Here is a 24,262-nt window from a genome sequence, read left to right as displayed (position 1 = left end):
GTTCCCCGCCGGAGCATGCTCCGGCGGGGAACCGTCTGTTTACTGATGGATGGAGATTCCACCCGCGGCCGGGGACGCCTCCGCCGGGGCCTCCGGCAGCTGCCCGACCCCCTGTGTGACGTCCAGCCCCAGGGCATAGGCCAGCACCGCATCCACCTGCTCGACCGGCAGGAAGTGCAGCGCGGCGCGCACGGTCTGGTCGATCTCCTCCAGATCCTTCTCGTTCTCCGCCGGCAGGATCACCGTACGGATGCCGTTGCGCAGAGCGGCCATGGTCTTCTCCTTCAGGCCGCCGATGGCCAGCACCCGGCCCCGCAGCGTCACCTCGCCGGTCATAGCCAGCTCCCGCCGCACCGGTGTGTTGGTCAGGGCCGAGACCATGGCAGTGGTAATAGCAATGCCCGCCGAGGGGCCGTCCTTGGGTACCGCCCCCTCCGGGAAGTGGACATGGATGTCCTTCTTCTGGTAGAAGTCGGCCTCGATGCCCAGGCGGTCCGCACGGCTACGGATGTAGGAGTAGGCCGCATGGGCGGACTCCTTCATCACGTTGCCCAGGTTGCCGGTCAGCTCCAGCTTGCCGGAGCCGGGGACCACATTGACCTCCACCTCCAGCAGCTCGCCGCCCACACTGGTCCAGGCCAGGCCGTTGACCACGCCCACCTGCTCGGTTCTGGGCAGGCGCTCCGGGTGATAGCGGCGGATACCCAGGAACTCCTCCACATTGTCTCCTGTAATGCTAACAGACTTTACACCGTCTGACACCACACACATTGCGACCTTTCGGCACACAGCACCCAGCTTCCGCTCCAGGATACGCACGCCCGACTCCTTGGTATAGCCGGTAATGATCTCCCGCAGGGCGCCGTCGGTGAGCTTGAGCTGGCTCTTCTTCAGACCGTGGCGCTTGAGCTCCTTGGGGAGCAGGTGGCGCTTGGCGATCTGGAGCTTCTCCTCGTCGGTGTAGCTGGACAGCTCGATCACTTCCATCCGGTCCAGCAGGGGCCGCGGGATGGTGTCCAGCGTGTTGGCCGTGGTGATGAAGAGGACGTCGGACAGGTCGTAGGGCACTTCCAGGAAATGGTCCCGGAAGGTGCTGTTCTGCTCCCCGTCCAGCACTTCCAGCAGGGCATCGGCCGGGTCGCCCCGGTGGTCGGAGCCCAGCTTGTCGATCTCATCCAGCAGCAGCAGCGGATTGGAGCTGCCCGCCTGCCGGATGCCGGCGATGATGCGCCCGGGCATGGCGCCGATGTACGTCTTCCGGTGTCCTCGGATCTCGGCCTCATCGTGGACGCCGCCCAGCGAGATCCGGGCCAGCTTCCGGTTCATAGCCTTGGCCATGGACATGGCGATGGAGGTCTTGCCCACGCCGGGCGGGCCCACCAGGCAGATGATCTGCCCCTTCAGATCGGGGGCCAGCTGCTTGACGGCCACAAACTCCAGGATGCGCTCCTTGACCTTCTCCAGGCCGTAGTGGTCATTGTCCAACGCCTTGCGCACAGCCTCCACATCGGCCCGCTCCTTGGTCTTTTTATTCCAGGGAAGCTCCAGGCACACGTCCAGATAGTTCCGCAGGACGGTGGCCTCTGCCGAGCCAAAGGGCTGCTTTTCCAGCCGGCTGACCTCTTTCAGGAGCTTCTGACCCACCTCTTCCGGCAGCTTTGCCTTCTCGATGGCCTGGCGGTACTCGGCGATCTCGCTGTCTCCTCCGGCCTCGCCCTCGCCCAGCTCCTGCTGGATGACCTTGAGCTGCTCCCGCAGGTAGTAGTCTCTCTGGTTGCGGTTCATGCCCTCCCGGACCCGGTTCTGCATGTCCAGCTCCAGCTCCAGCACCTCCAGCTCCTGGCGCAGCTGCCGGAAGAGCTTCTCCAGCCGGCGGACCGGCCGCAGCTCCTCCAGGATGGACTGCTTGTCCCCGGTACGCATGACGATGTTCTGTGCGATGTAGTCGGCGATGTAGCCCGGGTCCTCGCTGGAGATCAGGTTGAGCAGCAGATCGGGGGTCATTTTGGGGGCCAGCTCCACATAGCGCTCGAAGAGCTCATAGGTCTGCCGGATCAGGGCCTCGGTCTTGGCAGAGCCACGCACCGGCTCCTCCGGTACGATCTCCTCCACCTCGGCGGCCAGATAGGGGGTCAGCTGGGTCAGCCGGTGCATCCGGCCCCGGGCTGCGCCCTCCACCATGACACGGACGTTGTCGCCCGGCAGGCGGAGGATCTGCCGGACATTGCAGATGGTGCCGATCCGGCACAGATCCTTCTCCTTGGGGGACTCCACCGCGATGTCCCGCTGGGCCACCAGGAAGATGGGCGTTCCGCTGGTCATCGACTCGTCCAGCGCCTTGACGGAGATCTCACGTCCCACGTCAAAGTGCAGCATCATATTGGGAAATACCGTCATGCCGCGCAGCGCCAGCGCCGGCAGCGTCACGGTCTGAATCTCTTTCTCCTGTTCACTCATGATCATTCACTTCCTTTCTGGAAGACAGCAATATGCATAACGGGGCGAGAGAATTTCCCTCGCCCCGCTGTCCGTCTGTTTAAGAAACATTTCCGTGGGCGGGGGCGCCTCCCTGCTCCGCCCGGAGCTCCGCGCTGCCCAGCCGGGGACGCTCCGTCCGCTCGGGGTCATGCTCCACCGCAGGCGGGACATGGTCCCGCACACTCTCGGCGGTGATGGTCACCTTTGCGATGGTGGGGTCGGACGGCACGTCGTACATGACCTGGGTCATGACCTCCTCCAGCACCGCACGCAGGCCGCGGGCGCCGATGCCGCGGGCAATGGCCTTGTCCGCCGCCGCCTCCAGCGCCTCCGGCTGGAACTCCAGGTCCACCATATCATACTCCAGCAGCTTCTGGTACTGCTTGACCAGAGCGTTTTTGGGCTCGGTCAGGATCTGTACCAGCTGCTCCTTGTTCAGGGCCTGGAGCGCCGTGATGACCGGCAGACGGCCCACCAGCTCCGGAATGATACCGAATTTGAGCAGATCGTGGGGCTGGATCTCCTTGTAGATCGCGGAGGTATCCCGCTCCTTCTTGCTCTCGATCTTGGCGCCGAAGCCGATGCTCTTCTTATCCAGCCGCTGCTCGATGATCTTCTCGATACCGTCGAACGCGCCGCCGCAGATAAAGAGAATGTTCTTGGTGTTGATCTGGATGAACTCCTGATGGGGGTGCTTGCGTCCGCCCTGGGGAGGAACATTGGCCACCGTACCCTCCAGGATCTTCAGCAGCGCCTGCTGCACACCCTCGCCCGACACATCCCGGGTGATGGAGGTGTTCTCGCTCTTGCGGGCGATCTTGTCGATCTCATCCACGTAGATGATGCCCCGCTCGGCCAGCTCGATGTCGAAATCGGCCGCCTGCACCAGGCGCAGGAGGATGTTCTCCACGTCGTCGCCCACATAGCCGGCCTCCGTGAGGGTGGTGGCGTCCGCGATGGCGAAGGGCACCTTCAGGATGCGGGCCAGGGTCTGGGCAAAGAGGGTCTTGCCGCTGCCGGTGGGACCGATCAGAAGGATGTTGCTCTTCTGGAGCTCCACGTCCTCCCCGCCGCCGAAGTAGATGCGCTTATAGTGGTTGTAGACCGCCACCGAGAGGGCCACCTTGGCGGCCTCCTGGCCGATGATATACTGGTCCAGGACCGTCCGGATCTCCCGGGGCGTGGGAATGACGTCGGGAATGTCCAGCTGTTCGTCCTGGGATTCCTCGGGGTCGTAGGCGTCATCCAGAATACTCATGCACAGATGCACGCACTCATTGCAGATATAAGCGCCCGGGCCCGCGATAATGCGGTTGACCTGCTCCTGATGCTTGCCGCAGAAGGAACAGCGTACCGACTTGTGTTCGTCGTTTTTTGCCATAATGTTACCTCAGTCACAGGCAACTCTGCCCGATTCAAAGATGTGGAAAGAGGAGCGGGCGACTTGATCTCCCGCTCCCCCGCGTTACTTGTTTCCGTTGGTAATCACTTTGTCCACCAGACCGTAGGCCAGAGCCTCGTCGGCAGACATAAAGTTATCCCGCTCGGTATCCCGCGCGATCTCCTCCACACTCTTGCCCGTGTTGCGGGCCAGGATCTGGTTGAGCTTGTCGCGGGTCTTCAGGATCCAGTCGGCGTGGATCTTGATGTCCGAAGCCTGCCCCTTGGCGCCGCCGAGAGGCTGGTGGATCATGATCTCCGCATTGGGCAGGGCAAAGCGCTTGCCCTTGGCCCCGGAGGAGAGCAGGAACGCTCCCATGCTGGCGGCCATGCCGATGCAGATGGTGGACACGTCGCACTTGACATACTGCATCGTGTCATAGATCGCCATGCCGTCGGTGACCGAGCCGCCGGGGCTGTTGATGTAAAACTGGATATCCTTGTCCGGGTCCTGGGCCTCCAGATAGAGCATCTGGGCCACGACCAGGCTGGCCGTTGTGGCGTTGACTTCCTCGCCCAGGAAAATGATGCGGTCGTTCAGCAAACGGGAAAAAATATCATACGACCGCTCGCCACGGTTGGTCTGCTCCACTACATAGGGAACTAAACTCATGTTTTGGTACTCCTTTTTTGTTCAAGTCGGGGCGCGCCCGACCATCCTCTCCGCGGCCGGCGGGCACTCACACACAGAGTATACCCGCGCGCTGGCGGATTATACCAAAAACGGGGCAGTTCAGGAGGCGGAACCTGCCGCCTCCTGAGTCCCGAACGGAGCGAATTAGCCCTCGGTCTTCTCCTCAGACTTCTCCTCGTCCTTCTTGGTGGTCTTGCGGGTACGCTTGGGCTTCTCCTCGCCCTCGGTCTCCGCGTCCGCCTTCTTCTTGGTGGTCTTCTTCTTGGCGGGAGCCTTGCCGGTCTTGGCGCTGTCGAACACGACGTGAGCGGCCTTCTGACGGCACAGATCGCGCTTGAGGTCCTCCACGATCAGGACCTTCTTGAGCTGCTCCTCGGTCATGTTGTACTGCTCAGCCAGACGCTTGATCTCGGCCTCGACCTCCTCGTCGGTGACCTCGATCTTCTCGGCGTCCACGATGGCGCCCAGGGCCAGATCGCTCTGGACCTGCTTGAGGGCGCTCTCCTTGGCCTGCTCCTTCATCTGCTCCATGGTCATGCCCATCATGGCCAGGTACTGGTCAAAGGGGATGCCCTGAGAGGTCACGCGCTGGGCATAGTTGTTGACCAGCTTCTCGGCCTCGGCGTCCACCATGGCCTCGGGGATCTCGACCTCCATGTTCTCCACGACCTGCTCGATCAGGGCGTTCTCAAAGGCGTGCTGAGCGGCATCCTCACGGCGGGCCTTCAGCTTGTCGCCCAGGTCCTTCTTCAGATCGGCCAGGGTCTCAAACTCGGACACGTCCTTGGCAAACTCGTCGTCCACGGTGGGGAGCTGCTTCTCCTTGACCTCGTGGACCTTGACCTTGAACACCACGGGGGCGCCGGCCAGCTCCTCGGCCTGATAATCCTCAGGGAAGGTCACGTTCAGATCCTTCTCGTCACCGGCCTTGGTGCCCACCAGCTGATCCTCGAAGCCGGGGATGAAGGTGCCGGAGCCCAGCTCCAGGCTGAAGCCCTCAGCCTTGCCGCCCTCAAAGGCCACGTCGTCCTTGAAGCCCTCGAAGTCGATGACCACGGTGTCGCCCAGCTTGGCCTCGCGCTCCACGGTCACGGCGCGGGTGGCGCGGTTGATGTAGGGCTTGAGCTCGTTGTCCAGGTCCTCGTCGGTGACAGTGACCTCTTCCCGCTCAGCGGTCAGGCCCTTGTACTCGCCCAGCTTGACCTCGGGACGCACGGTGACCTTCGCCTTGAAGGTGAAGCCATCCTTGCCCACTTCCTGGATCTCGACCTGGGGCCAGGCCACGACGTCCAGCTTCTCCTGCTCCACAGCCTGGCTGTAAGCCTCGGGATAGATCTCGTTGATGGCATCTTCATAGAACACGCCGGAGCCGTACATACCCTCGATGATCTTACGGGGGGCCTTGCCCTTCCGGAAGCCGGGCACGCTGATCTTGCTGCGCTGCTTCTTGTAGACCTTCTCGATGGCGGCCTCAAACTCCTCGCCGCTCACCTCGATGACCAGCTCGACAATGCTCTTTTCCTGCTTTTCAACGCTCTTGACATTCATGTTGTTTACTTCCTCCTATCGGTTCCGAACGGCCCGATCAACCGGCCGCCGGTAGCCTTTGTTGCATTATCCGTGTAATTGTACCAGAAAACCAGATGGATTTCCAGACTTTTTACAAAAATATTTCCGTCTCACGCCAAATCGATCTCAGTCGCAGATGCGGTAGGGGCGAAATTGCAGATAATCCGCCGCCACCAGATGGTAGTCCACGCCCCCGCTGGGCCCCTCAATGGCCAGTCGGTGGCTCCCGCCGTGGAGGTGCCCGTAGAAGCACTGTTCCACGCCGTACTGCTCCAGAAGGGCGATGATCTCCGCGCACAGATAGCCATGATACCGGGGCGGATAGTGCAGAAAACACAGCTTTTTCCGCTCTCCGGCCGCCTTTAGGGAGGCCTCCAAGCGGATCAGCTCCCGCCGGAACACCTTGTCGTTGTGTCCTCCCTCGTCCTCCTCATAGAACCATCCCCGGGTCCCGCACAGGGCATAGGGCCCGTACTCGTAGCAGTTGTTGTGAAGGACGTGCAGGCTTTGAAATCCCCGCTCGGCCCAGAACCGCTCCATCTTTGAGGCGGTGTTCCACCAGTAGTCGTGGTTGCCCTTGAGGATCAGCTTGCGGCCCGGGTAGGACTCCAGAAAGGCAAAGTCCCGCTCCGCCTGCTCCAGACTCATCCCCCAGGAGATATCGCCGCACAGGACCAGGGTATCCTGGCTCGTCAGAACGCTCAGCCCCTCCCGGAGCTTCTCCACATAGCCGCTCCACGCACCGCCGAATACGTCCATGGGCTTATTGACAGCGAGAGACAGATGGGTGTCTCCCAGTGCATACAGCGCCACGCGCACACCAACCTTCCAGCGCTCCGTGGCGCATTATTTCAGAAAATCCAGTACCGCCGTCTCCATGGCCTCCTTGGCCGTGACCTTGGCGTCCCGGGGCTTGAAGTGCTTCAGGGCCGCCAGAGGCGCAGGGGCCGGAACGCCCGTCTTCTCGGTCAGCTGGTCGATGACCGCGGTACCCTGGGCGATCTCCTTCTCCCCCAGGGCTTCCAGCACATCGGCGCAGAACTTGAAGGGGCTGGCGGTGGAGACCACGATGGTGGGGGTCTCATCCCCGCTCTCACGGCGGTACTCCTCCAGCACGTGGAAGGCCACGGCGCTGTGGGGATCCACCAGGTAGTGGTTCTCATTCCACAGCTTGGCGATGGTCTCCTTGGTCTGGGTGTCATCGCAGAACCCGGCCGCGAAATTCTGCTGGAACCGGGCGCGGACCGAGTCACTGACCTCGTAGCGGCCCTGGTTGGCCAGCTGGGTCATATAGCTGCGCACTTCCCCGTCGCTGCGCTCGGCAAACTCAAAGATCATCCGCTCCAGATTAGAGGAGATCAGGATGTCCATGGAGGGCGAGATGGTATTGTAGAAGGTCCGGTTCCGGTCATAGATGCCGGTGCGGATGAAGTCGGTGAGCACCTTGTTCTGGTTGGAGGCGCAGATCAGCTTGCCGATGGGCACGCCCATCTCTCGGGCGTAGTAGGCGGCCAGGATGTCGCCGAAGTTGCCGGTGGGCACGCAGACGTTGACCTTCTCCCCCCGCTGGATCTTCTCGTCCCGCAGCAGGTCGCAGTAGGCCGACACATAGTAGACGATCTGAGGCAGGACCCGGCCCCAGTTGATGGAGTTGGCCGAGGAGAAGAAATAGCCCCGCTCCGCCAGGACATCCCGCAGCTTCTCATCGGAGAAGAGGCGCTTAACGCCGCTCTGGGCATCGTCAAAGTTGCCCTCCACCGCGCAGATCCCCACGTTCTCTCCCTGCTGGGTGAGCATCTGGAGCTCCTGGATGTCGGACACGCCGTCCTTGGGATAGAACACCAGGATGCGGGTCTTGTCCACATCCCGGAAGCCCTCCAGCGCGGCCTTTCCGGTGTCGCCCGAGGTGGCCACCAGAATGCAGGCCGTCTTGTCCTCCGCGTTCTTGCTCAGAGAGCCGGTGAGCAGGTGGGGCAGCATCTGGAGCGCCATATCCTTAAAGGCACAGGTGGGGCCGTGCCACAGCTCCAGGCAGTAGGTGGTGTCGTCCACCTGCCGGACCGGGGCGACCTCCTTGACGTCGAACTTATTGTCCCCATAGGCCCGCTTGGCATAGGCCGTCAGCTCCGAGACGGTGAAGTCGTCCAGGAAGGGCTTCATCACATAGACGGCCCGCTGCTGGTAGGACATCTCCCGCATGGTCTCCAGCGCGTTGGGCGAGAGCTTGGGGAAGACCTCCGGGGTGAAGAGGCCTCCATCCCGGGACAAGCCCTGGGCGATGGCCTCCGCGGCCAGCTTTTTCATTCCTTTGTTTCGTGTGCTTACATAGTACATACTTCGTTCACGACCCTCATCATATTGTCAAAGAAGATGGCATGTACCAGTTCTTCTTTATAGTTGCGCTGAAGCATCCGGTCATAGATCTTGCCCATGTCCTGGATGCCGTCGATCCCGTCGGGCATCTCGTCATAGCAGCCGTCCAGATCTCCGCCCATGCAGATGTTCTTCTCGCCGCCCAGGGAGAGGAAATGCTCGATGTGCTCCACCACGGTATCCACGGTGGTGGGCTCGCCCAGGAAGGTGCGGTACATATTGATTCCGGCTACGCCGTTGTGCCGCATGATCTCCCGGAACATATCGTCGGTGAGGTTGCGGGGCTGGTCGCACAGGGCGCGGGAGCAGGAATGGCTGGCCATGAAGGGCCCCTCCACGATCTCGGCCACATCCCAGAAGCCCGGATCGGACATGTGGGACACATCCACCAGCATGTGCAGCTCGGTCATCCGCTTGACAAAGGCCTTGCCCTCGGGGGTGAGCCCCTTGTCGGTCTCGTCCTCGGTGGTGCCGCACAGGATGTTGGCCGCATTCCACACGGGGTTGATGGCCCGCACGCCCATCTCCCAGGCCTCCTGGAGGCCCTCCAGGGTGCAGTCGATGAGATCCGCCCCCTCGATGGAGAGGAAGGCCGCCCGCTTGCCCGCGGCAAAGGCCGCCTTGGCCTCTTCCCCGGTCCGGCACTGGACGATCACATTCTGATTGAGCTCCATCTCCCGCTGGAAAATGGCGTACTCGGCCCGGAACACGTCCCGTCGGGTGACCCCCGGCTTGAGGACTTCATCGGCAAAGAGGGCAAAAAACTGTCCCCACTTCCCGATATACTCCGCCCGCTTCAGGTCCTGATTTCCAAAATTCTCCCGAATGCCGTATCCGTAACGGTAGCACCGGGTCATGGTATCGCAGTGTCCGTCAAACAGATCCATTCTGCTTACCTCCTTCTCTCAGCGGTTCCCCCGCTTAAAACGCATTTTCGATGTATGTAATGGTCACCCTGCCCGCTTCCTCCGCCGGGCAAACCTCCGCCACATCAAAGCGGGGCTGCTTTTCGGCGGGGTTGGCGCTCAGGTAGAGCTCCGCCGTCTGGCGCAGGCGGCACTGCTTGCGCGCGTCCACCGCCTCCAGACCGGAGCCATATGCACAAGAGCTTCGGAACTTGACCTCCACAAAGGCCAGGAAGGCCTCGTTCTCCGCGATGAGATCGATCTCCCCATACCGGCTGCGGCAGCGCCGCGCCCGGATGGTATATCCGCGCCGCTGCAGCTCCCGCTCCACCTGTTCCTCGCCCCAACGCCCCCGCTCCGCTGCTCTTCTGCCGCTCACAGGCGCTTCAGGAAGGTCCGGCGGTGGATGGGACTGGGTCCATACAGCCGCAGCAGCTCATAGTGCCGCTTGGTGCCGTACCCCTTGTGGCGCTCAAACTCATACTGGGGATAGGTCTTGGCCGCCTCTTCCATCCAGCGGTCCCGGCTGACCTTGGCCAGAATGGAGGCCGCAGCGATACTGGCGCTGTGTCCGTCCCCCTGGACGATGGTCCGATGGGGGGTGATGATGGCGGCGCTCTTCCCCTTGTCCCGGTTGCCGTCGATGAGGGCAAAGTCCGCCGCCCTGTCCAGGCGGTCAATGGCCATCTGCATGGCCTTCATCCGGGCGCTCAGAATATCGGTCTCGTCGATCTCCGAGGCATCCACCCAGGCCACCGCCCAGGCCGATGCCTGCTCCCGGATCGCATCAAAGAGGATGTCCCTCTTTTTCGGCGTGAGCTTTTTGGAGTCGTTGAGCCCGTCCAGCTCCACGCCCGGAGGCAGGATCACCGCCGCCGCGTAGACCGGACCGGCCAGCGGTCCCGCGCCGGCCTCGTCGCAGCCGCACACCGCGGCATAGCCTTCCGCCCACGCCTCCCGCTCATACTGCCAGAAATCAATCTTCTCCACGGGGCGCCTCCGTTTCGGTCTCCTCCCGCCGGACATCCTCCGGAGTCTCCAGGGTAAAACGCCCCAGCTTACCGCCCCGGTACTCGTCCAGCAGGATCTTGGACATCCGCTCCGTGTCCGGCTCCCCGCCAGAGATGAGGAAGCCCCGCTTGCGGGCGGCCCGCTCCAGCAGCTCCCATCCCTGGGCTTCGGGATCGGCCTCGATCTTATACCGTCCCAGTGCCTCCGGATAGCGGCGGTTGAGCAAGTCCATGAAATGGCAGGCCAGCGTCTCCACATCCATGATCTCATCCTTCACTGCGCCGGTAAAGGCCAGATTCAGCCCGATGGACTGGTCCTCAAACTTGGGCCAGAGGATGCCGGGCGTGTCCAGCAGGTCCAGAGAGGCGTCCACCGACACCCACTGCTTGCCCCGGGTGACGCCGGGCCGGTCCCCCGCCTTGGCCGATTTGCGCTTGGCCACCTGGTTGATGAAGGTGGACTTGCCCACGTTGGGCACCCCAACGATCATAGCGCGGATGGGACGCCCCACCTGCCCCTTGGCCTTCCACTGCTCCAGCTTGTCCTTCAGTGCAGCGCGGGCGGCGGCGGAAAACTGATTGACGCCCTTCCCGTCCTTGGCGCTGGTCTCCAGCACGGTGAAGCCCTGGGCACGGAACCAATCCCCCCAGGCCCGGTTCTGGGCGGGGTCGGCCTGGTCGGCCCGGTTGAGGATGATGATGCGCGGCTTGCTCCCCACCAGCTCGTCAATGTCCGGGTTGCGGCTGGAGACTGGAATGCGGGCGTCCACCACCTCGGCCACCAGATCCACATATTTCAGATGTTCCGCGATCATACGCCGCGTTTTCGTCATATGACCCGGATACCACTGTATGTTCATGGCGTTCAGCCCCTTTGTATATTTGCATAATCACGATTCTATCATTATACACAAGATAGCGTCAGAAAAAAAGACTTTTATTTCAGAAATCCATTTTGAACCCTTCGACAGGACCGGCAAATTTTCACGAAAAACGAAAAAACAGGACGGTTTCCCGTCCTGTTTTCCCAATTTCCAGGAGCTCGCTCCTGAAATATGCCTGAAAATTAGATGCGCTCCTTGACCTTGGCAGCCTTGCCCACGCGGTCACGCAGGTAGTACAGCTTGGCACGACGAACCTTACCCTTGCGGACCAGCTCGATCTTCTCCACAGAGGGAGCGTGCAGGGGGAACACCTTCTCCACGCCAACACCGTAGGAGATACGGCGGACGGTGATGCTCTCCTCAATGCCGCCATGCTTCTTGGCAATGACGGTGCCCTCGAACACCTGGATACGCTCGCGGTTGCCTTCCTTGATGTGAACGTGCACGCGGACGGTGTCGCCCACATTGGCCACAGGGGCCTCGGCCTTCATCTGCTTCTCGGTAAAAGCCTTCATCAGATCCATGGATATTTCCTCCTCATTTATAGGTGTTCTTGCCGGGTTGTTGCCGCAGGCTCTTTCTTCGTCCCGCGCCAGCAGAGGAACACCCTTTATTCAGACTTTGGAAGTATATCACACTTCTTTGGGGATTGCAAGGGTTTTCTGCACAATCCCCCTCTCCCGCCGCCCCGCTCCGGCTCAGGCAGAGAGAGGATGCCGAGCCATCCAGCAGTCAGGAGCAGCGTCGGGTTTCCCCGCTGAAGCAAAAGCCAGATCCCGGCCCCTCCGAGGGCCAGCGCCAGGGCCAGGGAGATCCCCTGTCCCCAGCTTCTCTTCCAGGCGCCGCCCTCCAGCAGAGTGCGCAGGATGCGCCCTCCGTCCAGGCCTGAGATGGGCAGAAGGTTAAAGAGCCCCAAACTCAGATTCAGCCCGATCAACAGATACCGCTCCTCCCCCATTCCCTCGCCCCAGCGGGTGATGGCCGCCGCCGCGGCCAGATTGGCGGCCGGGCCGGCCAGTGCGGTCAGGATGCGGAACGCGCGTCCACTGGGGGCGCTGGCGGAGAGGCGCATCTCCGCCCCCACACAGGTCAGCCGGAGCCCGGTGACCCGTCCGCCCAGCAGGCGGATGGCCAGATAGTGCCCCCCTTCATGGAGGGCGCAGGCGGCAGCGCCCCAGAGAACCACGCCCTGGGTATCCATATAATAAAGGAATGCGGCCAGCAGGAGAAATCCCCCGCTCACCTCCAGACAGCCCCATCGCATGGATCAAGAGCTCTGCGTCTGAATATAGTACAGCGGGTTGAGGCGGACCTGGTTCCGCTTCACCTCAAAATGCAGGTGCGGCCCCGTGGCATTCCCGCTCTGCCCGGACAACGCCACCTGCTCTCCCACCTTGACCTGCTGTCCCTGCTGGACATCCAGCCGGTCACAGTGGGCGTAGAAGCTGGTCACGCCGTTCCCATGGTTGATCTGAAGATACAGACCGTAAATGGGGCTCTCCCCGATATAGTCAATGGTTCCGGCTGCAAAGGCCCGGACCGGCGTGTCCAGATTGACCGCCAGATCCACCCCGTTGTGGAATTTCTCTCCGCCGTCCACCGGATGCTCTCGCCAGCCAAAGGGGGACGAGACCCAGCCGAGGACCGGCGTCGCAGTCTCTCCGATGTCCAGCCGGTACTTGTCCATCGTGGCGTTATCGGGCAGCGTCGGTCCGCTGTACTCCATGTGCACCACCGCCGGCTCCGCCTCCGGTGTGGGTTCCGGCTGGACCGGTTCGGCCTGTTGTGCAGCTGTAAAGGCAAAGGGAGCCGGCGGATCAGCGGCCGTCTGCGCCTCCTCTACCCCCAGATAGACGCCCGGAGGGCGCTTCTCCCCCGCCGCCAGCCGCTGGATCTCCGCGGTACAGAACATCCCATCCACCGCCGTGGAGGACGTGCTCACGCGCACCTCAGAAGAGGTTCCAAAGACTTCGGTACAGAAATCTCCCAGGGTCTCCGTCACGGTCTCCCCCTCCGCAATCGCCCTTCCCAGATTGGAAAAAGCCGCGGTAAAATCGGTGTCCGCATGGAGCATTTGGGCCAGTTCCTCCCGCATGGAAACCAGACGCTCCGGGAAGACACCCTTCCCCACCAGTATGACCACAAATGCCATGGTACAGACGGCCAGTTGGATCAGCCTCCGCCGCTCCTTTGCGCCCAACTCCACCCCACGGCGCTTCTTCTGCCGCGCCGATGGATGCGACGATATACTTCCGGACCGCCCGGCCCTTCTTCTGACCCATTCCTGATAGGTCGTGTTCTCCATACCGCGGTCCCCCCTTTCCACTCAGGTTGCATTCTGTTTGTCCTAACAGTATGCCTGGGGAGACGCGGATATGCCTAAGGCATCCCAGCCGGGATGCCTTTCGTCAGGTGAGCACGTGCTTTTCCATCTGCTGCTTCAGATGCGTCATATCGACCGCTCTGGCCACGATCAAAAAGATGACGCCGTTTCCCAGAGACTGGATCGCAGTCCCGGCAAACTGCGGCCAGAAGCTCTGTATGCTTCCATAGAGAACCACTGCACACAGGCCGTACGCAGCCGGCGAAAAGACCGAGGCAAGGACCAGCCCTACATAGTTGCGCTTACACAGGAAGGTGGACGCGCTGGATGTAAAAAAGAACACCAGGCAGCTCTTGATTACCAGTGTTGGCAGGCACCAGGCCGGATACGTGAGGAGATCCGCCAGCCCCGCTCCAATGGCGGCCGCCGCCGCCGCGTAGGGCGTCGGGAGCAGACAGGCGACCATATAGATCAGCACATCGCCCAGATGGATGTATCCCCCCGGAAAGGGAATGTGGAACAGATACGCGGTCGTCATGGTAATGCAGGCTGCAAAAAGCCCGGATACCACGATATATTTGAGGTTTATGTTCTGTGACTTGGTTTTCATATGCGGTTTCCCTCCTCTTTTGTTCTATGATACCGCGTCCTGCACATTTCAAAAGAGTCAGTTTCCGTTTTTTTGATAGGACCACGCCAGAAAACGCTTTTTAAAAATTTTTGATAAAAACGTAAAAAACACTTGCATTATAAAATAATCTGTGATATAGTATATGAGTCGTCTGACGAGACAGCTAAATCCGGGTGTGGCGAAGTTTGGTATCGCGCTTGAATGGGGTTCAAGAGGCCGCTGGTTCGAATCCAGTCACTCGGACCAAGTCCGTATTCCGCAAGGAATACGGACTTTCTTTTTGTCTTTGGCCGCTGTCAGGAGAGCAGACGGAACACCACCCCCTCCTGCTGGTTCGAATCCAGCCGCTCGACCGTGCGGAGTATCATGAAAGGATCTGAAACGACCCTTGATGATACTTCGCATTTTTATTTCCAATTCTATAAGGCAATACCAGACCGTTTCCATCATGCTTTCTTCCATAGAGCAATTGAAAACAATCATAGAAAACGATATAATCAGAAACAAGTCCTTAGGATCGATTTGCAAAAAGGAGGCGGAGCCGCCGTGCCCACCGATATGAAGAAAATAATCGCGGAAGCCACGCAGACTCTGCTGTTTGAGCGCCATGTAAAGAAGCTGACGGTCAAGGATATTGTGGAGCAGTGCAACATCACACGGCAAGCGTTTTATTATCACTTTGATGGTATTCCAGAGTTACTTCGCTGGATGATTGAGGAGTATTTTGAGCAGGTGATGGGAAAAGCGCTGGATCAGGAGGACGGTGAAGTCGGACTGCGCAGTTTTTTCGTCATGGCCATCAATATTGCCCCCTACGTAGAGCATGGGATGAAAAGCAACTATGGAGAGGAGCTGAAGCGGCTGCTGCGTCAGTGCTTCCTGCATTATTTCACCTTGGCTTCCGAGCGGAAAAACTTTTATCCCGACTGTACCCGCTCCCAGATGAAAGTTATCCTGCGCTATCACAGCCAGGCCATCATGGGCTTGCTGGAAGAATGGACCGATGAGGACACCGAGCAGTTGGACCAGATTGTTCATACCGTGTACCATATTATGACAGCGGAAATTCCTCCCTGGAGCAGCCGAACGTAATATCCTGTTTGTCAAAAGGGCCGGAGTGTAAAAAATTTTTACACTCCGGCCCTTTGTGTCTATACACAGCAGGAATTCTGTTTATTGCGAACAAAAACCCTTCTATTATAATAAAAAACAGAAGGGAGGCAGGGATATGGCTCATGAAATTCTTGCCGTAAAACTCTGTGAACTGGAGGATGAACTTTCCCGGTTGAGCAGCCGCATCCATCTGAGCGAAGCGGCCGGCCATCCGCAGCTGCAGCGAGAGATCCAGGCTCTGCGTCTGGAATGCTCTGAAACGGAGCTGACCTTGCGGACAAAGCTGCAGCGGTCCCGGGCAGAGATGGTGTCTGTCCTGGCGGACTCCTATGGAGAGGTAGAGCAGATCCTCCAAAAGGCCAGAATTACACTACAGGAACAGGCGGCAAACCGCGGTGATCCGGAGGCTGCAGCTGAGGAAAAGATCCTTTTGGCGGAGTATGCCCTGGATTTTGCACTACAGGCGGCAAACCGGGCTCTGCTATTGGCCATGGAGGCCATCGACACCCAATTGGTTGGACAGGAAGGAGACAAGATATCATCATGAAAGAAGTCAAAACACCCAAGAAGCCACTGATTTATTATTATGGAATCGTACTGCTGATCATCCTGCTGTTCAATCTACTGGTCACTCCCATGCTCTCCCAGCGCCAGGTGGTGGAAGTGGACTACGGCACCTTCATGGACATGATCGACGAAAAGAACATTGGCATGGTACAGGTGGAGGACTCCCAGATCCTGTTTACGGACAAGGACGAAACCACAGTCTATGAGACAGCGCCCATGGAGGATCCCACTCTCACAGAACGTCTCTATCACTCCGGGGCAAAATTTACCCGGGTGATTGAGGAGCCCATCTCCCCCATCTGGAGCTTTCTTCTAACCTTTGTGCTGCCCATTCTTATCTTTGTGGGCCTTGGCCAGTACATGAGCAAGAAGCTCATGGAACAGGCCGGGGGCGGCAAAGGCTCTATGGCCTTCGGCCTGGGAAAGAGCAATGCCAAGGTCTACGTCCAATCCACGAAGGGCATCCGATTCTCCGATGTGGCCGGTGAGGACGAGGCCAAGGAGAGTCTGTCGGAAATCGTGGACTACCTGCACAATCCGCAAAAATACACCGAAGCCGGTGCCGCCATGCCCAAGGGCATTTTGTTGGTAGGCCCTCCGGGCACCGGCAAAACCATGCTGGCAAAAGCAGTGGCCGGCGAGGCCAATGTTCCCTTCTTTTCTATCTCCGGCTCGGAATTTGTGGAGATGTTCGTCGGTATGGGTGCTTCCAAGGTTCGAGATCTCTTTAAGCAAGCCAAGGAGAAAGCTCCCTGTATTGTATTTATTGACGAGATCGATGCCATCGGACAGAAACGCAGTTCCGGAAGCCTCTCCGGTGGTAACGACGAGCGGGAGCAGACACTGAATCAATTGCTCACCGAGATGGATGGCTTTGAAGAGAATACCGGTGTCATTATCCTGGCAGCCACCAACCGTCCCGAGTCCTTGGACCCCGCCCTCACCCGGCCGGGTCGGTTTGACCGGCGCGTTCCTGTAGAACTGCCCGACCTTGCGGGACGTGAAGCCATTTTGAAGGTCCATGCCAAGAAAATCAAGACCGCAGAGGACGTGGATTTCCACACCATCGCCCGCATGGCGGCCGGGGCCTCCGGCGCGGAATTGGCCAATATCATCAATGAGGCTGCACTTCGTGCAGTGCGCAGCGGCCGCATCATTGTCAATGAGGCCGATCTGGAGGAGAGCATCGAGGTCGTCATCGCAGGCTATCAGAAGAAAAATGCGGTTCTCTCTGACCAGGAGAAGAAAGTGGTGTCCTATCACGAAATTGGACATGCACTGGTGGCAGCGATGCAGAATCACTCCGCCCCGGTGCAGAAAATCACCATCATCCCCCGCACCTCCGGCGCACTGGGTTATACCATGCAGGTGGACACTGGGGACAAGTATCTGCTCACAAAAGAAGAAATCGAGAACAAAATCGCCACCTATACCGGCGGTCGGGCCGCCGAGGAAGTGGCTTTTGGACAGATCACCACCGGTGCCTCCAATGATATTGAGCAGGCCACCAAACTGGCCCGGGCCATGATTACCCGCTATGGTATGAGCGAAGACTTTGACATGGTCGCCATGGAGATGGTGCAGAATCAGTATCTGGGCGGCGACTCCTCCTTGACCTGCTCCCCTGAGACGCAGAAGGAAATTGACCGGAAGGTGGTAGAGGTAGTGAGGGCCCAGCATAAAAAGGCAAGAAAAATCCTGGAGGACAACCGGGATAAGCTGGATGAACTGGCCAAGTTCCTCTACGAAAAAGAGACCATCACCGGGGAGGAATTCATGGAGATTCTGACAAGGGGGGAGAAGCAATGAGAAGGCGCTCTGGATTTGGCTGGTTGGAGCTGGTCATCGGAATTGCATTCATCCTATTGGGCATCCTCGCATTTGCAAAGCCAGATCTGGCTCTCACAGGTCTGATCTTTGTCTATGGCATTGCGGCTGTGGTCATGGGTGTGGCGGATATCATCTTGTTCATAGAAGTGGAACGGTATACAGGCCTCGGCCCCATTCTCTCTCTGATATCAGGGGTGTTGAGCGTCATGACTGGCCTGACACTGGTGGTCTATCCCGGGACGGGGGTGCTGGTACTGACATTCCTGTTCCCCATCTGGTTCATTGCCCACGGAATATCCCGGCTTGTCCATCTGGGGCATATCCGCTTTGTGGCAGGTGATGGAATCTACTACTTTACGCTGATCATTAACATTATCGGACTGATTTTGGGAGTTTTGATGATTTTTAACCCGCTGTTCACACTCACGACCATCCGATACTTCGCCAGTGCCTATCTGATTTTGCTGGGTATCGACAGTGTCGTGATGGCAGTCAGCCGTATGGGAAAGCGTCCGTAAAGGAGGCAGCAGGCGTGGAACCCATATATCTCTTGACTACCCTGGATCAGAACTATCTGCCCCAGCTCCAGGTGTTGCTCACCTCCCAGATCAGGATATTCTGAATGCCCTTTATATTGGACGAATTTTACCCTTGGAAGACGCCCCGTGGAATTACGACGCCCGCAATTACAGCAACGATCTGCTGCGCTGCTTGATTCATATCATTTTTCCCATCTCCCCCAGTCGCCCCGGCTCTCTACTCCTCGCAGCCGGAGCACTGGGGATTTGTCATTTCAAAGCGGTCATCGATGTTCTTCTCGCCCCATTCACACATCAGATTGAGAATGGTCTCCAGCGATTTCCCCTTGGGTGTGATGGAGTACTCCACCCGGGGCGGCACCTCGGCGTACACTGTGCGCTGGATCAGCCCGTCGCTCTCCAATTCCCGCAGCTGGTTGGTGAGCGTGCGCTGGGATACCTGGGTGATGCGGTGCATGAGCTCGCTGAACCGCTGCGTCCCATGGCGGATCAGGCTGTCCAAAATCAGGGGCTTGCATTTCCCCCCGATCATTTTCAGCGTGACCTCCATTTCACAGGTGACCTGTATCTTTTCCATACTCTCCTCCAATAGTGAACTTTTTTTCACTTGATAAAAATATTGTGCGTACTTGTACCTATGCATTCAGCTATATATAATTCAAGTATATCGTATTTTTACTATTTTACAATGCCTGATCGCATCAAACGGGGGTTTATCTATGCAGTACAGAACGCTGGGCCGCACCGGCCTGAAGGTAAGCGAAATCGGTCTGGGCGGCGAATGGTTCAACGGCCTGACCGCCGAGGAGAGTACCGCGATCGTGGATACCGCGCAGCAGAGCGGCATCAACTACATCGACATCTTCATGCCCCAGGCACCCACCCGCAGCAACCTGGGAATCGCTCTGAAGGGCCGGCGGGAAGAATTTATCATCCAGGGCCATCTGTGTACGGTATTTGAGGACGGGCAGTACACCCGTACCCGGGACATTGAAAAGACAAAGCGGTCCTTTGCCGACCTGCTGGAGCGCCTCCAGACCGACTACATCGACGTGGGCATGATCCATTATGTGGACAGCGAGGAGGATTTCCGCACGGTCTTTGAAGGCCCGGTGATGGAGTACGCCAAGGAGCTGAAGGCCAGCGGCGTGGTCCGCCATCTTGGCATGAGCTCTCACAATCCTCACATCGCCCTGAAGGCCGTGGAGAGCGGTCTCATCGACGTGCTGATGTTCAGCATCAATCCCGCCTATGACATGGAGGCCGCCGACACGGATATCTATGATCTGATGGAATTCAAGGGGATGGCGCAGAGCGGCCTGGTGGTGGACGAGGCGCGGCAGAAGCTGTACTCCGCCTGCGAGGCCGCTGGTGTGGCCATCACCGTGATGAAGCCGCTGGGGGCCGGTACCCTGCTCAAGGCGGAGAGTTCTCCCTTCGGCACCGCCATGACGGTCCCCCAGTGCATCCAGTACTGCCTGGACCGCAACGGCGTGAAGGTGGTCATCGTGGGCTGCCACACGGTGGAAGAAGTAAAGGAAGCGGTAAAATACGATGAGGTGCCCGCCGCAGAGCGCAGCTACGCGCACATTTTCAGCGCCGGCAGCACCATCCACATGACCGGGCGCTGCATGTACTGCAACCACTGCCAGCCCTGTCCCGCCCACATCGACATCGCTGCCGTGACCAAGTTCCTGGACTTGGCCAAGCAGCAGGATACCGTGCCCGAAACCGTGGCACAGCACTATTGGGCCCTGTCCGCCACCGCGGACGACTGCCTGATGTGCGGCCGGTGTGAGCCGAACTGTCCCTTTGGCGTGAAGGTGCGCGAGAACATGAAGGAGGCCCGAGCGGTCTTTGGACAAAAGCGCGTGTAACACTCCCCCGTCCGCCGGACAAGTGCGCACAGACTGAAAAATCCCGCCTGCTATCTGCACCAGAGATAGCAGGCGGGTCGCCTTTTCCAGAGAGCAGCTGTTTCAGAGCCTCTCTCCATCAAACCTCAGTTGTCGCGCCGGTCGCCCCAGAAAAACAGCGCCACGGTTCCCGGACCGGTATGGCTTCCGATCGTGGTCCCAATGGGGAAAATCTCTACCTCTCCATCCATCTGGGGAAAGCGCTCTTTCACCAGAGCGGCCACGGCACGCGCATCCTCCTCACACAGGGAGTGGCAGAGATAGCACTTCCCGCGGTAAGCCGTCCCCCCTTCTGCATGCTGTTCCATCTGCTCCACGATCCGGTTCAGGACCCGTTTCTTTCCGCGCACCTTTTCCCGGGGCGTCAGATGGCCCTCTTGATCCATATTCAGCAGCGGACAGATGTTCAGCATGGTCCCCACCAGTCCTGCCGCTTTGGAGATTCGTCCGCCCCGGATATAGAATGACAGATCGGTGGAGAAGAACCAGTGATGGAGCCGCAGCTTGTTCTCCTCTGCCCAGGCATAGAGCTCATCGATCGTCTTTCCCGCGTCCCGCTGGTCGGCCAGTGTCTCCATCAGCAGGCCGTACCCGCTGGAAGCACCCAGCGAATCCACGATATAGATCTTCCGCTCGGGATACTGCTCCGCCAGCTCGGCTTTCGCCAGACAGGCGGAGTTATAGGTACCGGTCAGCCCGGAAGAGAGGGTCACATGGAGAATGTCCTTTCCCTCCCGCAGAAGAGGCTCAAAATGCCGGATATATTCCGTTACGCTCACCTGCGAGGTCTTGGTCTCCGCGCCCTTCCGCATGCGGTCGAACAGCTCCTCGGAGGACATGGTGACCCCCATATCGTCCGGATATTCCGTACCGTCCAGTGTATAGCGGAAGCATACATAGTGAAGATCCCGCTGCTTCATACGTTCCGGGGTCAGATCCACCGCGGAACAGCAGCTCAAACAGTAGTTGCCCATGGTCGTTCCTCCGTTGACATCGCTGAATTTCGTGCTAAAATACGAGACAAGTGTATCACAATTCGACCGACAGCATCAATTCCCGCCCGTGAGACAAATTCTCCCTTTTTGTCTCATATGCTCCACGGAGGATGACGGACATGGACAAACGAAAAGAGGCAAACCTCCGTGTGCGGAGACAGATCACGGATACTCTCTTTGCCCTGATGCAAAAAAAGAGTCTCTCAGAAATCACGGTCTCCGAGATCGTGAAGGGCGCGGGCGTGGCCCGCGCCTCCTTCTATCGCAATTACTGCTCCAAGGAAGACGTGCTGGTCATGCTGATCCGGGATGTTCTGGATGATTTCCGCAGCAAGCTCTCACCGGGACAGGAGAGCTTTTATACCTATGAAAACATCCTGTTGAGCTTCCGCTATTTCCATGCCTATCGCACCTATCTCCTGGACCTGTACCACTCGGGGTTTCTGTCGGTGGTTCTGGAGGAGCTCAACCAGTTTCACGAGAGCATTGAGGGAACCATGCCCTCCTCTTCCATTGAGAAATACCAGCTCTATATGTACATCGGCGCACTGTGCAACACGGCGATGGAGTGGCTGCTGGAGCGGGATTCCGCCACACCCGAGGAAATGGCCCAGTTCTTTTTCCGCGCTATCCCCAGCATACCGCCCCCTTCCAGAGGCGGCTGAAGCTCCGGGCTGCCCCCGGATCGCACCTGCTGACAACCGACCACAGAGAGGAGCACATCATGCAGACTTCCAGTGATTTGAAAACCTTACTGAACAAAATCGACCGGAGAGGTTATCCGGCCTACAAGGATACGCTGGGGGTCTATCAGTTCCCCGGCTATACCCTCTCCATCGACCACGTGCAGGGGGATCCCTTTGCCGCCCCCTCCAAGCTGAGCGTCTGCGTCCGCGGAAAGCAGGCGGCCTTTCCCGCCGCACTCTACCGCCTTCCCTGCCAGCGCATCGCCCTCCAGGATGAGCTGACCCGCCGCTTTGGACGGCTGGCCAGTCAGGCCTCTTTCCAGGCGAAAGGTTCAGGCCACAGCGGCCTGATCGCCGTCAGCCGCTGCGGGCAAGAGGTGTTGGAGCGGACCGCCTGCTCCCTGTCTCCCGAGAGCGGCGACATCCTCCTGCGGCTGGAGGTGGGCTTCCCGGCCAACGGCCGTACCATCAACGCCAGAGAGCTGGAAAAGATCCTGTTCGATCTCCTTCCCCGGTGTGTAAAGGGCGCGCTGTTCTACCATGACGCGGACCGTGCACACTTTCAGGCCATAGCCGATCTGGCAGAAGATCAGCAGTACATCCGGCAAAAGCTGCCTGAACTGGGCCTGTGCGCCTTTGTGGCCGACGGCAGCATCCTCCCCCGGGCCTCGGGTGTCTCCGCTCTGCCGATGAAGGGGGCGGTTCCCTTCCAGGCCCCGAAAGAGCTCTCCGTCACCTTGCAGCTGCCCCACCGGGGCGCCATCTCCGGCATGGGCATCCCAAGAGGGATCACCCTGATCGTGGGCGGCGGCTATCACGGAAAATCCACCCTGCTGAAAGCCCTGGAGCTGGGCGTCTATTCCCATATCGCCGGAGACGGCCGGGAGTTCGTGATCACAGACAATACCGCGGTGAAGATCCGGGCCGAGGACGGCAGAAGCATTCAGCGCACCGATATCTCCATGTTCATCCACGACCTGCCCAACGGAAAGGACACTTCCCACTTCACCACGGAGGACGCCAGCGGCAGCACCTCCCAGGCGGCCAATGTGGTGGAGAGCCTGGAGGCGGGCGCTTTCCTGCTCCTGATGGACGAGGACACCAGCGCCACAAACTTCATGATCCGTGACCAGCTGATGCAGCGGGTGGTCCGCCGGGAGATGGAGCCCATCACCCCGTTCCTGGACCGCATTGAGGAGCTGTACCAACAGCATGGCATCTCCACCATTCTGGTGGCGGGCAGCTCCGGGGCCTATTTCCACGCGGCGGATCACATCATCCAGATGGACCGGTATATCCCCCGGGATATTACCGCCTTTGCCAAGCGGGAGGCCCAGGCCTTTCCCAATGAGCGCTTCCCGCTGTCTCCGGCCTCCATGCCGGATTTCGCCCGCTGCCCCAAGCCGTCGCCGGAATTCCGCAGCGGCGACCGGATCAAGCTCAAATCCCTCGGCCGGGACGGGGTGTCCATTCAGCGGGAGACCATCGATCTGCGGTATGTGGAGCAGCTTGCCGACGGGGAGCAGTCGGCCGCCCTGGGCTACTGTCTGCTCTATGCCCAAAAGCACCTGATGGACGGCAGGCGGACCCTGCGGCAGATCGTGGAGGCGCTGGACCGGCTGATGGAAACTCAGGGTCTGGCCGCGCTGTGCGGAACGCGCACCGCCCCTCCCTTCCTGGCCCGGCCCAGAACGCAGGAGATCTTTGCCTGTCTCAACCGCTTCCGGAGCCTGAATCTGTCATAAACCCCTCCCGGCAAAGTAACTGCCGGAACCCAATACAACAGGAGGTATTTTGTTATGCGCAAGAATTTTGGAGCCAAGCCCTGGACCTATCCTCAGCCGGTGTTCATCCTCGCCACCTACGGCGAGGACGGCACCCCCGACGCCATGAACGCAGCCTGGGGCGGCATCAGCGGCAGTACGGAACTCTCCATGTGCATCAGCGCCGGCCATAAGACCACCGCCAACATCCTCTCCCGCAAGGCCTTCACCGTCAGCATGGCCACCGCGGAGCAGGCCGTGGCCTGCGACTATGTGGGCGTTGAGTCGGGCAATAGCGTGACCAACAAACTGGAAAAAGCGGGCTGGCACACCACCAAATCGGAATTTGTGGATGCTCCGCTCATTGACGAGCTTCCCATGGCCGTGGAGTGCCACCTGGTCCGCTACGAGGCGGAGAGCGGCCGTCTGGTGGGCGAGATCGTCAATGTCAGCGCCGATGCGTCGGTGCTGGATGGGGACGGGAACATCGATCCCGACAAGCTCCAGCCCATTCTCTTTGACCCCATCCACAGCGCCTACCGTAAGATGGGCGAAAAGGTGGGCAACGCCTTCCAGGATGGCGCTAAACTGAAGTAAACACCCTCC

Annotated in this window: 24 protein-coding genes and 1 tRNA gene; 9 read left to right on the top strand and 16 right to left on the bottom strand. The window is 59.5% G+C overall.

Translation table 11 applies throughout. The annotated features are described in order from the left end of the window. Positions 1–39: 39 nt before the first annotated feature. The 14 genes from lon to I2C21_RS04070 all read right to left on the bottom strand — a co-directional run bounded on the left by lon (position 40) and on the right by I2C21_RS04070 (position 14,226). On the bottom strand, positions 40–2,457 hold the full coding sequence (gene lon / locus I2C21_RS04135) for an endopeptidase La (protein WP_195278591.1): 2,418 nt from the start codon (positions 2,455–2,457) through the stop codon (positions 40–42). 79 nt (positions 2,458–2,536) lie between these two features. Continuing rightward, positions 2,537–3,859: an ATP-dependent Clp protease ATP-binding subunit ClpX gene (clpX, locus tag I2C21_RS04130; RefSeq protein WP_186963809.1), complete on the bottom strand. Its 1,323-nt coding sequence runs from the start codon at positions 3,857–3,859 to the stop codon at positions 2,537–2,539. Positions 3,860–3,943: 84 nt separating this feature from the next. After that, complete coding sequence (gene clpP, locus I2C21_RS04125) at positions 3,944–4,531, bottom strand: ATP-dependent Clp endopeptidase proteolytic subunit ClpP (protein WP_186963808.1); 588 nt, start codon at positions 4,529–4,531, stop codon at positions 3,944–3,946. A 165-nt stretch (positions 4,532–4,696) separates the two neighbouring features. After that, the gene (gene tig / locus I2C21_RS04120) at positions 4,697–6,100 is read right to left on the bottom strand and encodes a trigger factor (protein WP_101693149.1); all 1,404 of its coding nucleotides are present in this window, start codon (positions 6,098–6,100) and stop codon (positions 4,697–4,699) included. Positions 6,101–6,247: 147 nt separating this feature from the next. Further along, positions 6,248–6,934, bottom strand: coding sequence for a metallophosphoesterase (locus tag I2C21_RS04115; protein ID WP_101693986.1), 687 nt, complete (start codon positions 6,932–6,934; stop codon positions 6,248–6,250). A gap of 33 nt (positions 6,935–6,967) precedes the next feature. Next, on the bottom strand, positions 6,968–8,455 hold the full coding sequence (gene thrC, locus I2C21_RS04110; RefSeq protein ID WP_195278590.1) for a threonine synthase: 1,488 nt from the start codon (positions 8,453–8,455) through the stop codon (positions 6,968–6,970). Beyond that, positions 8,443–9,381 (bottom strand): dipeptidase, encoded by a 939-nt coding sequence (locus tag I2C21_RS04105; RefSeq protein ID WP_195278589.1) that lies wholly within the window; start codon positions 9,379–9,381, stop codon positions 8,443–8,445. The genes thrC and I2C21_RS04105 overlap by 13 nt, the downstream gene beginning before the upstream one ends. Positions 9,382–9,415: 34 nt before the next feature. Further along, the gene (locus tag I2C21_RS04100; protein WP_195278588.1) at positions 9,416–9,778 is read right to left on the bottom strand and encodes a YraN family protein; all 363 of its coding nucleotides are present in this window, start codon (positions 9,776–9,778) and stop codon (positions 9,416–9,418) included. Next, positions 9,775–10,389, bottom strand: coding sequence for a ribonuclease HII (gene rnhB / locus I2C21_RS04095; protein ID WP_353654774.1), 615 nt, complete (start codon positions 10,387–10,389; stop codon positions 9,775–9,777). Before rnhB ends, I2C21_RS04100 begins: the two co-directional genes overlap by 4 nt. Next, entirely contained in the window at positions 10,376–11,269 is an 894-nt protein-coding gene (gene ylqF, locus I2C21_RS04090) for a ribosome biogenesis GTPase YlqF (RefSeq protein WP_101693154.1), read from the bottom strand. The genes rnhB and ylqF overlap by 14 nt, the downstream gene beginning before the upstream one ends. A 206-nt stretch (positions 11,270–11,475) precedes the next feature. Then, positions 11,476–11,817, bottom strand: a complete 342-nt coding sequence (gene rplS / locus I2C21_RS04085; protein ID WP_101693155.1) for a 50S ribosomal protein L19 — start codon at positions 11,815–11,817, stop codon at positions 11,476–11,478. An 86-nt stretch (positions 11,818–11,903) separates the two neighbouring features. Continuing rightward, entirely contained in the window at positions 11,904–12,557 is a 654-nt protein-coding gene (locus tag I2C21_RS04080; RefSeq protein ID WP_195278586.1) for a site-2 protease family protein, read from the bottom strand. A 3-nt stretch (positions 12,558–12,560) separates the two neighbouring features. Further along, positions 12,561–13,598, bottom strand: coding sequence for a M23 family metallopeptidase (locus I2C21_RS04075; protein ID WP_195278585.1), 1,038 nt, complete (start codon positions 13,596–13,598; stop codon positions 12,561–12,563). Between the two features lie 103 nt (positions 13,599–13,701). Continuing rightward, on the bottom strand, positions 13,702–14,226 hold the full coding sequence (locus I2C21_RS04070) for a TIGR04002 family protein (RefSeq protein WP_195278584.1): 525 nt from the start codon (positions 14,224–14,226) through the stop codon (positions 13,702–13,704). 190 nt (positions 14,227–14,416) lie between these two features. On the opposite strand from I2C21_RS04070, the gene I2C21_RS04065 reads away from it, so the two are divergent. The 5 genes from I2C21_RS04065 (at position 14,417) to I2C21_RS04045 (ending at position 18,275) form a co-directional block, all read left to right on the top strand. Continuing rightward, positions 14,417–14,493, top strand: a tRNA-Pro gene (locus I2C21_RS04065). A 120-nt stretch (positions 14,494–14,613) separates the two neighbouring features. Beyond that, positions 14,614–15,339, top strand: coding sequence for a TetR/AcrR family transcriptional regulator (locus I2C21_RS04060; RefSeq protein WP_195278583.1), 726 nt, complete (start codon positions 14,614–14,616; stop codon positions 15,337–15,339). 136 nt (positions 15,340–15,475) lie between these two features. Then, positions 15,476–15,907: a hypothetical protein gene (locus I2C21_RS04055; protein ID WP_195278582.1), complete on the top strand. Its 432-nt coding sequence runs from the start codon at positions 15,476–15,478 to the stop codon at positions 15,905–15,907. After that, entirely contained in the window at positions 15,904–17,736 is a 1,833-nt protein-coding gene (ftsH, locus tag I2C21_RS04050; RefSeq protein WP_195278581.1) for an ATP-dependent zinc metalloprotease FtsH, read from the top strand. Before I2C21_RS04055 ends, ftsH begins: the two co-directional genes overlap by 4 nt. A gap of 23 nt (positions 17,737–17,759) precedes the next feature. Further along, complete coding sequence (locus I2C21_RS04045; RefSeq protein ID WP_286167202.1) at positions 17,760–18,275, top strand: HdeD family acid-resistance protein; 516 nt, start codon at positions 17,760–17,762, stop codon at positions 18,273–18,275. A gap of 238 nt (positions 18,276–18,513) precedes the next feature. Here I2C21_RS04045 and I2C21_RS04040 read toward each other — a convergent pair whose 3' ends face one another. Then, positions 18,514–18,873: a winged helix-turn-helix transcriptional regulator gene (locus I2C21_RS04040; protein ID WP_195278579.1), complete on the bottom strand. Its 360-nt coding sequence runs from the start codon at positions 18,871–18,873 to the stop codon at positions 18,514–18,516. A 142-nt stretch (positions 18,874–19,015) separates the two neighbouring features. On the opposite strand from I2C21_RS04040, the gene I2C21_RS04035 reads away from it, so the two are divergent. Next, entirely contained in the window at positions 19,016–20,173 is a 1,158-nt protein-coding gene (locus I2C21_RS04035) for an aldo/keto reductase (protein ID WP_195278578.1), read from the top strand. A 125-nt stretch (positions 20,174–20,298) separates the two neighbouring features. Here I2C21_RS04035 and I2C21_RS04030 read toward each other — a convergent pair whose 3' ends face one another. Then, the gene (locus I2C21_RS04030) at positions 20,299–21,186 is read right to left on the bottom strand and encodes a DegV family protein (protein WP_195278577.1); all 888 of its coding nucleotides are present in this window, start codon (positions 21,184–21,186) and stop codon (positions 20,299–20,301) included. Between the two features lie 140 nt (positions 21,187–21,326). Here I2C21_RS04030 and I2C21_RS04025 point away from each other — a divergent pair, with 140 nt between their 5' ends. From I2C21_RS04025 to I2C21_RS04015, 3 genes are all read left to right on the top strand, one after another. Continuing rightward, complete coding sequence (locus tag I2C21_RS04025; protein ID WP_180956857.1) at positions 21,327–21,872, top strand: TetR/AcrR family transcriptional regulator; 546 nt, start codon at positions 21,327–21,329, stop codon at positions 21,870–21,872. A 77-nt stretch (positions 21,873–21,949) separates the two neighbouring features. After that, positions 21,950–23,638, top strand: coding sequence for an ABC-ATPase domain-containing protein (locus I2C21_RS04020; protein WP_353654773.1), 1,689 nt, complete (start codon positions 21,950–21,952; stop codon positions 23,636–23,638). 54 nt (positions 23,639–23,692) lie between these two features. Further along, a complete protein-coding gene (locus I2C21_RS04015) occupies positions 23,693–24,253 on the top strand; it encodes a flavin reductase family protein (RefSeq protein WP_195278575.1) in 561 nt (186 codons plus the stop codon). Positions 24,254–24,262 lie beyond the last annotated feature (9 nt).

It is taken from the genome of Clostridium sp. J1101437_171009_A5, from assembly GCF_015547905.1.
GTDB lineage: Bacteria > Bacillota > Clostridia > Oscillospirales > Oscillospiraceae > Pseudoflavonifractor_A > Pseudoflavonifractor_A gallinarum.
The sequence above is the reverse complement of the archived record's forward strand: the minus strand, read 5'-3'. Positions and strand labels throughout refer to the sequence as shown.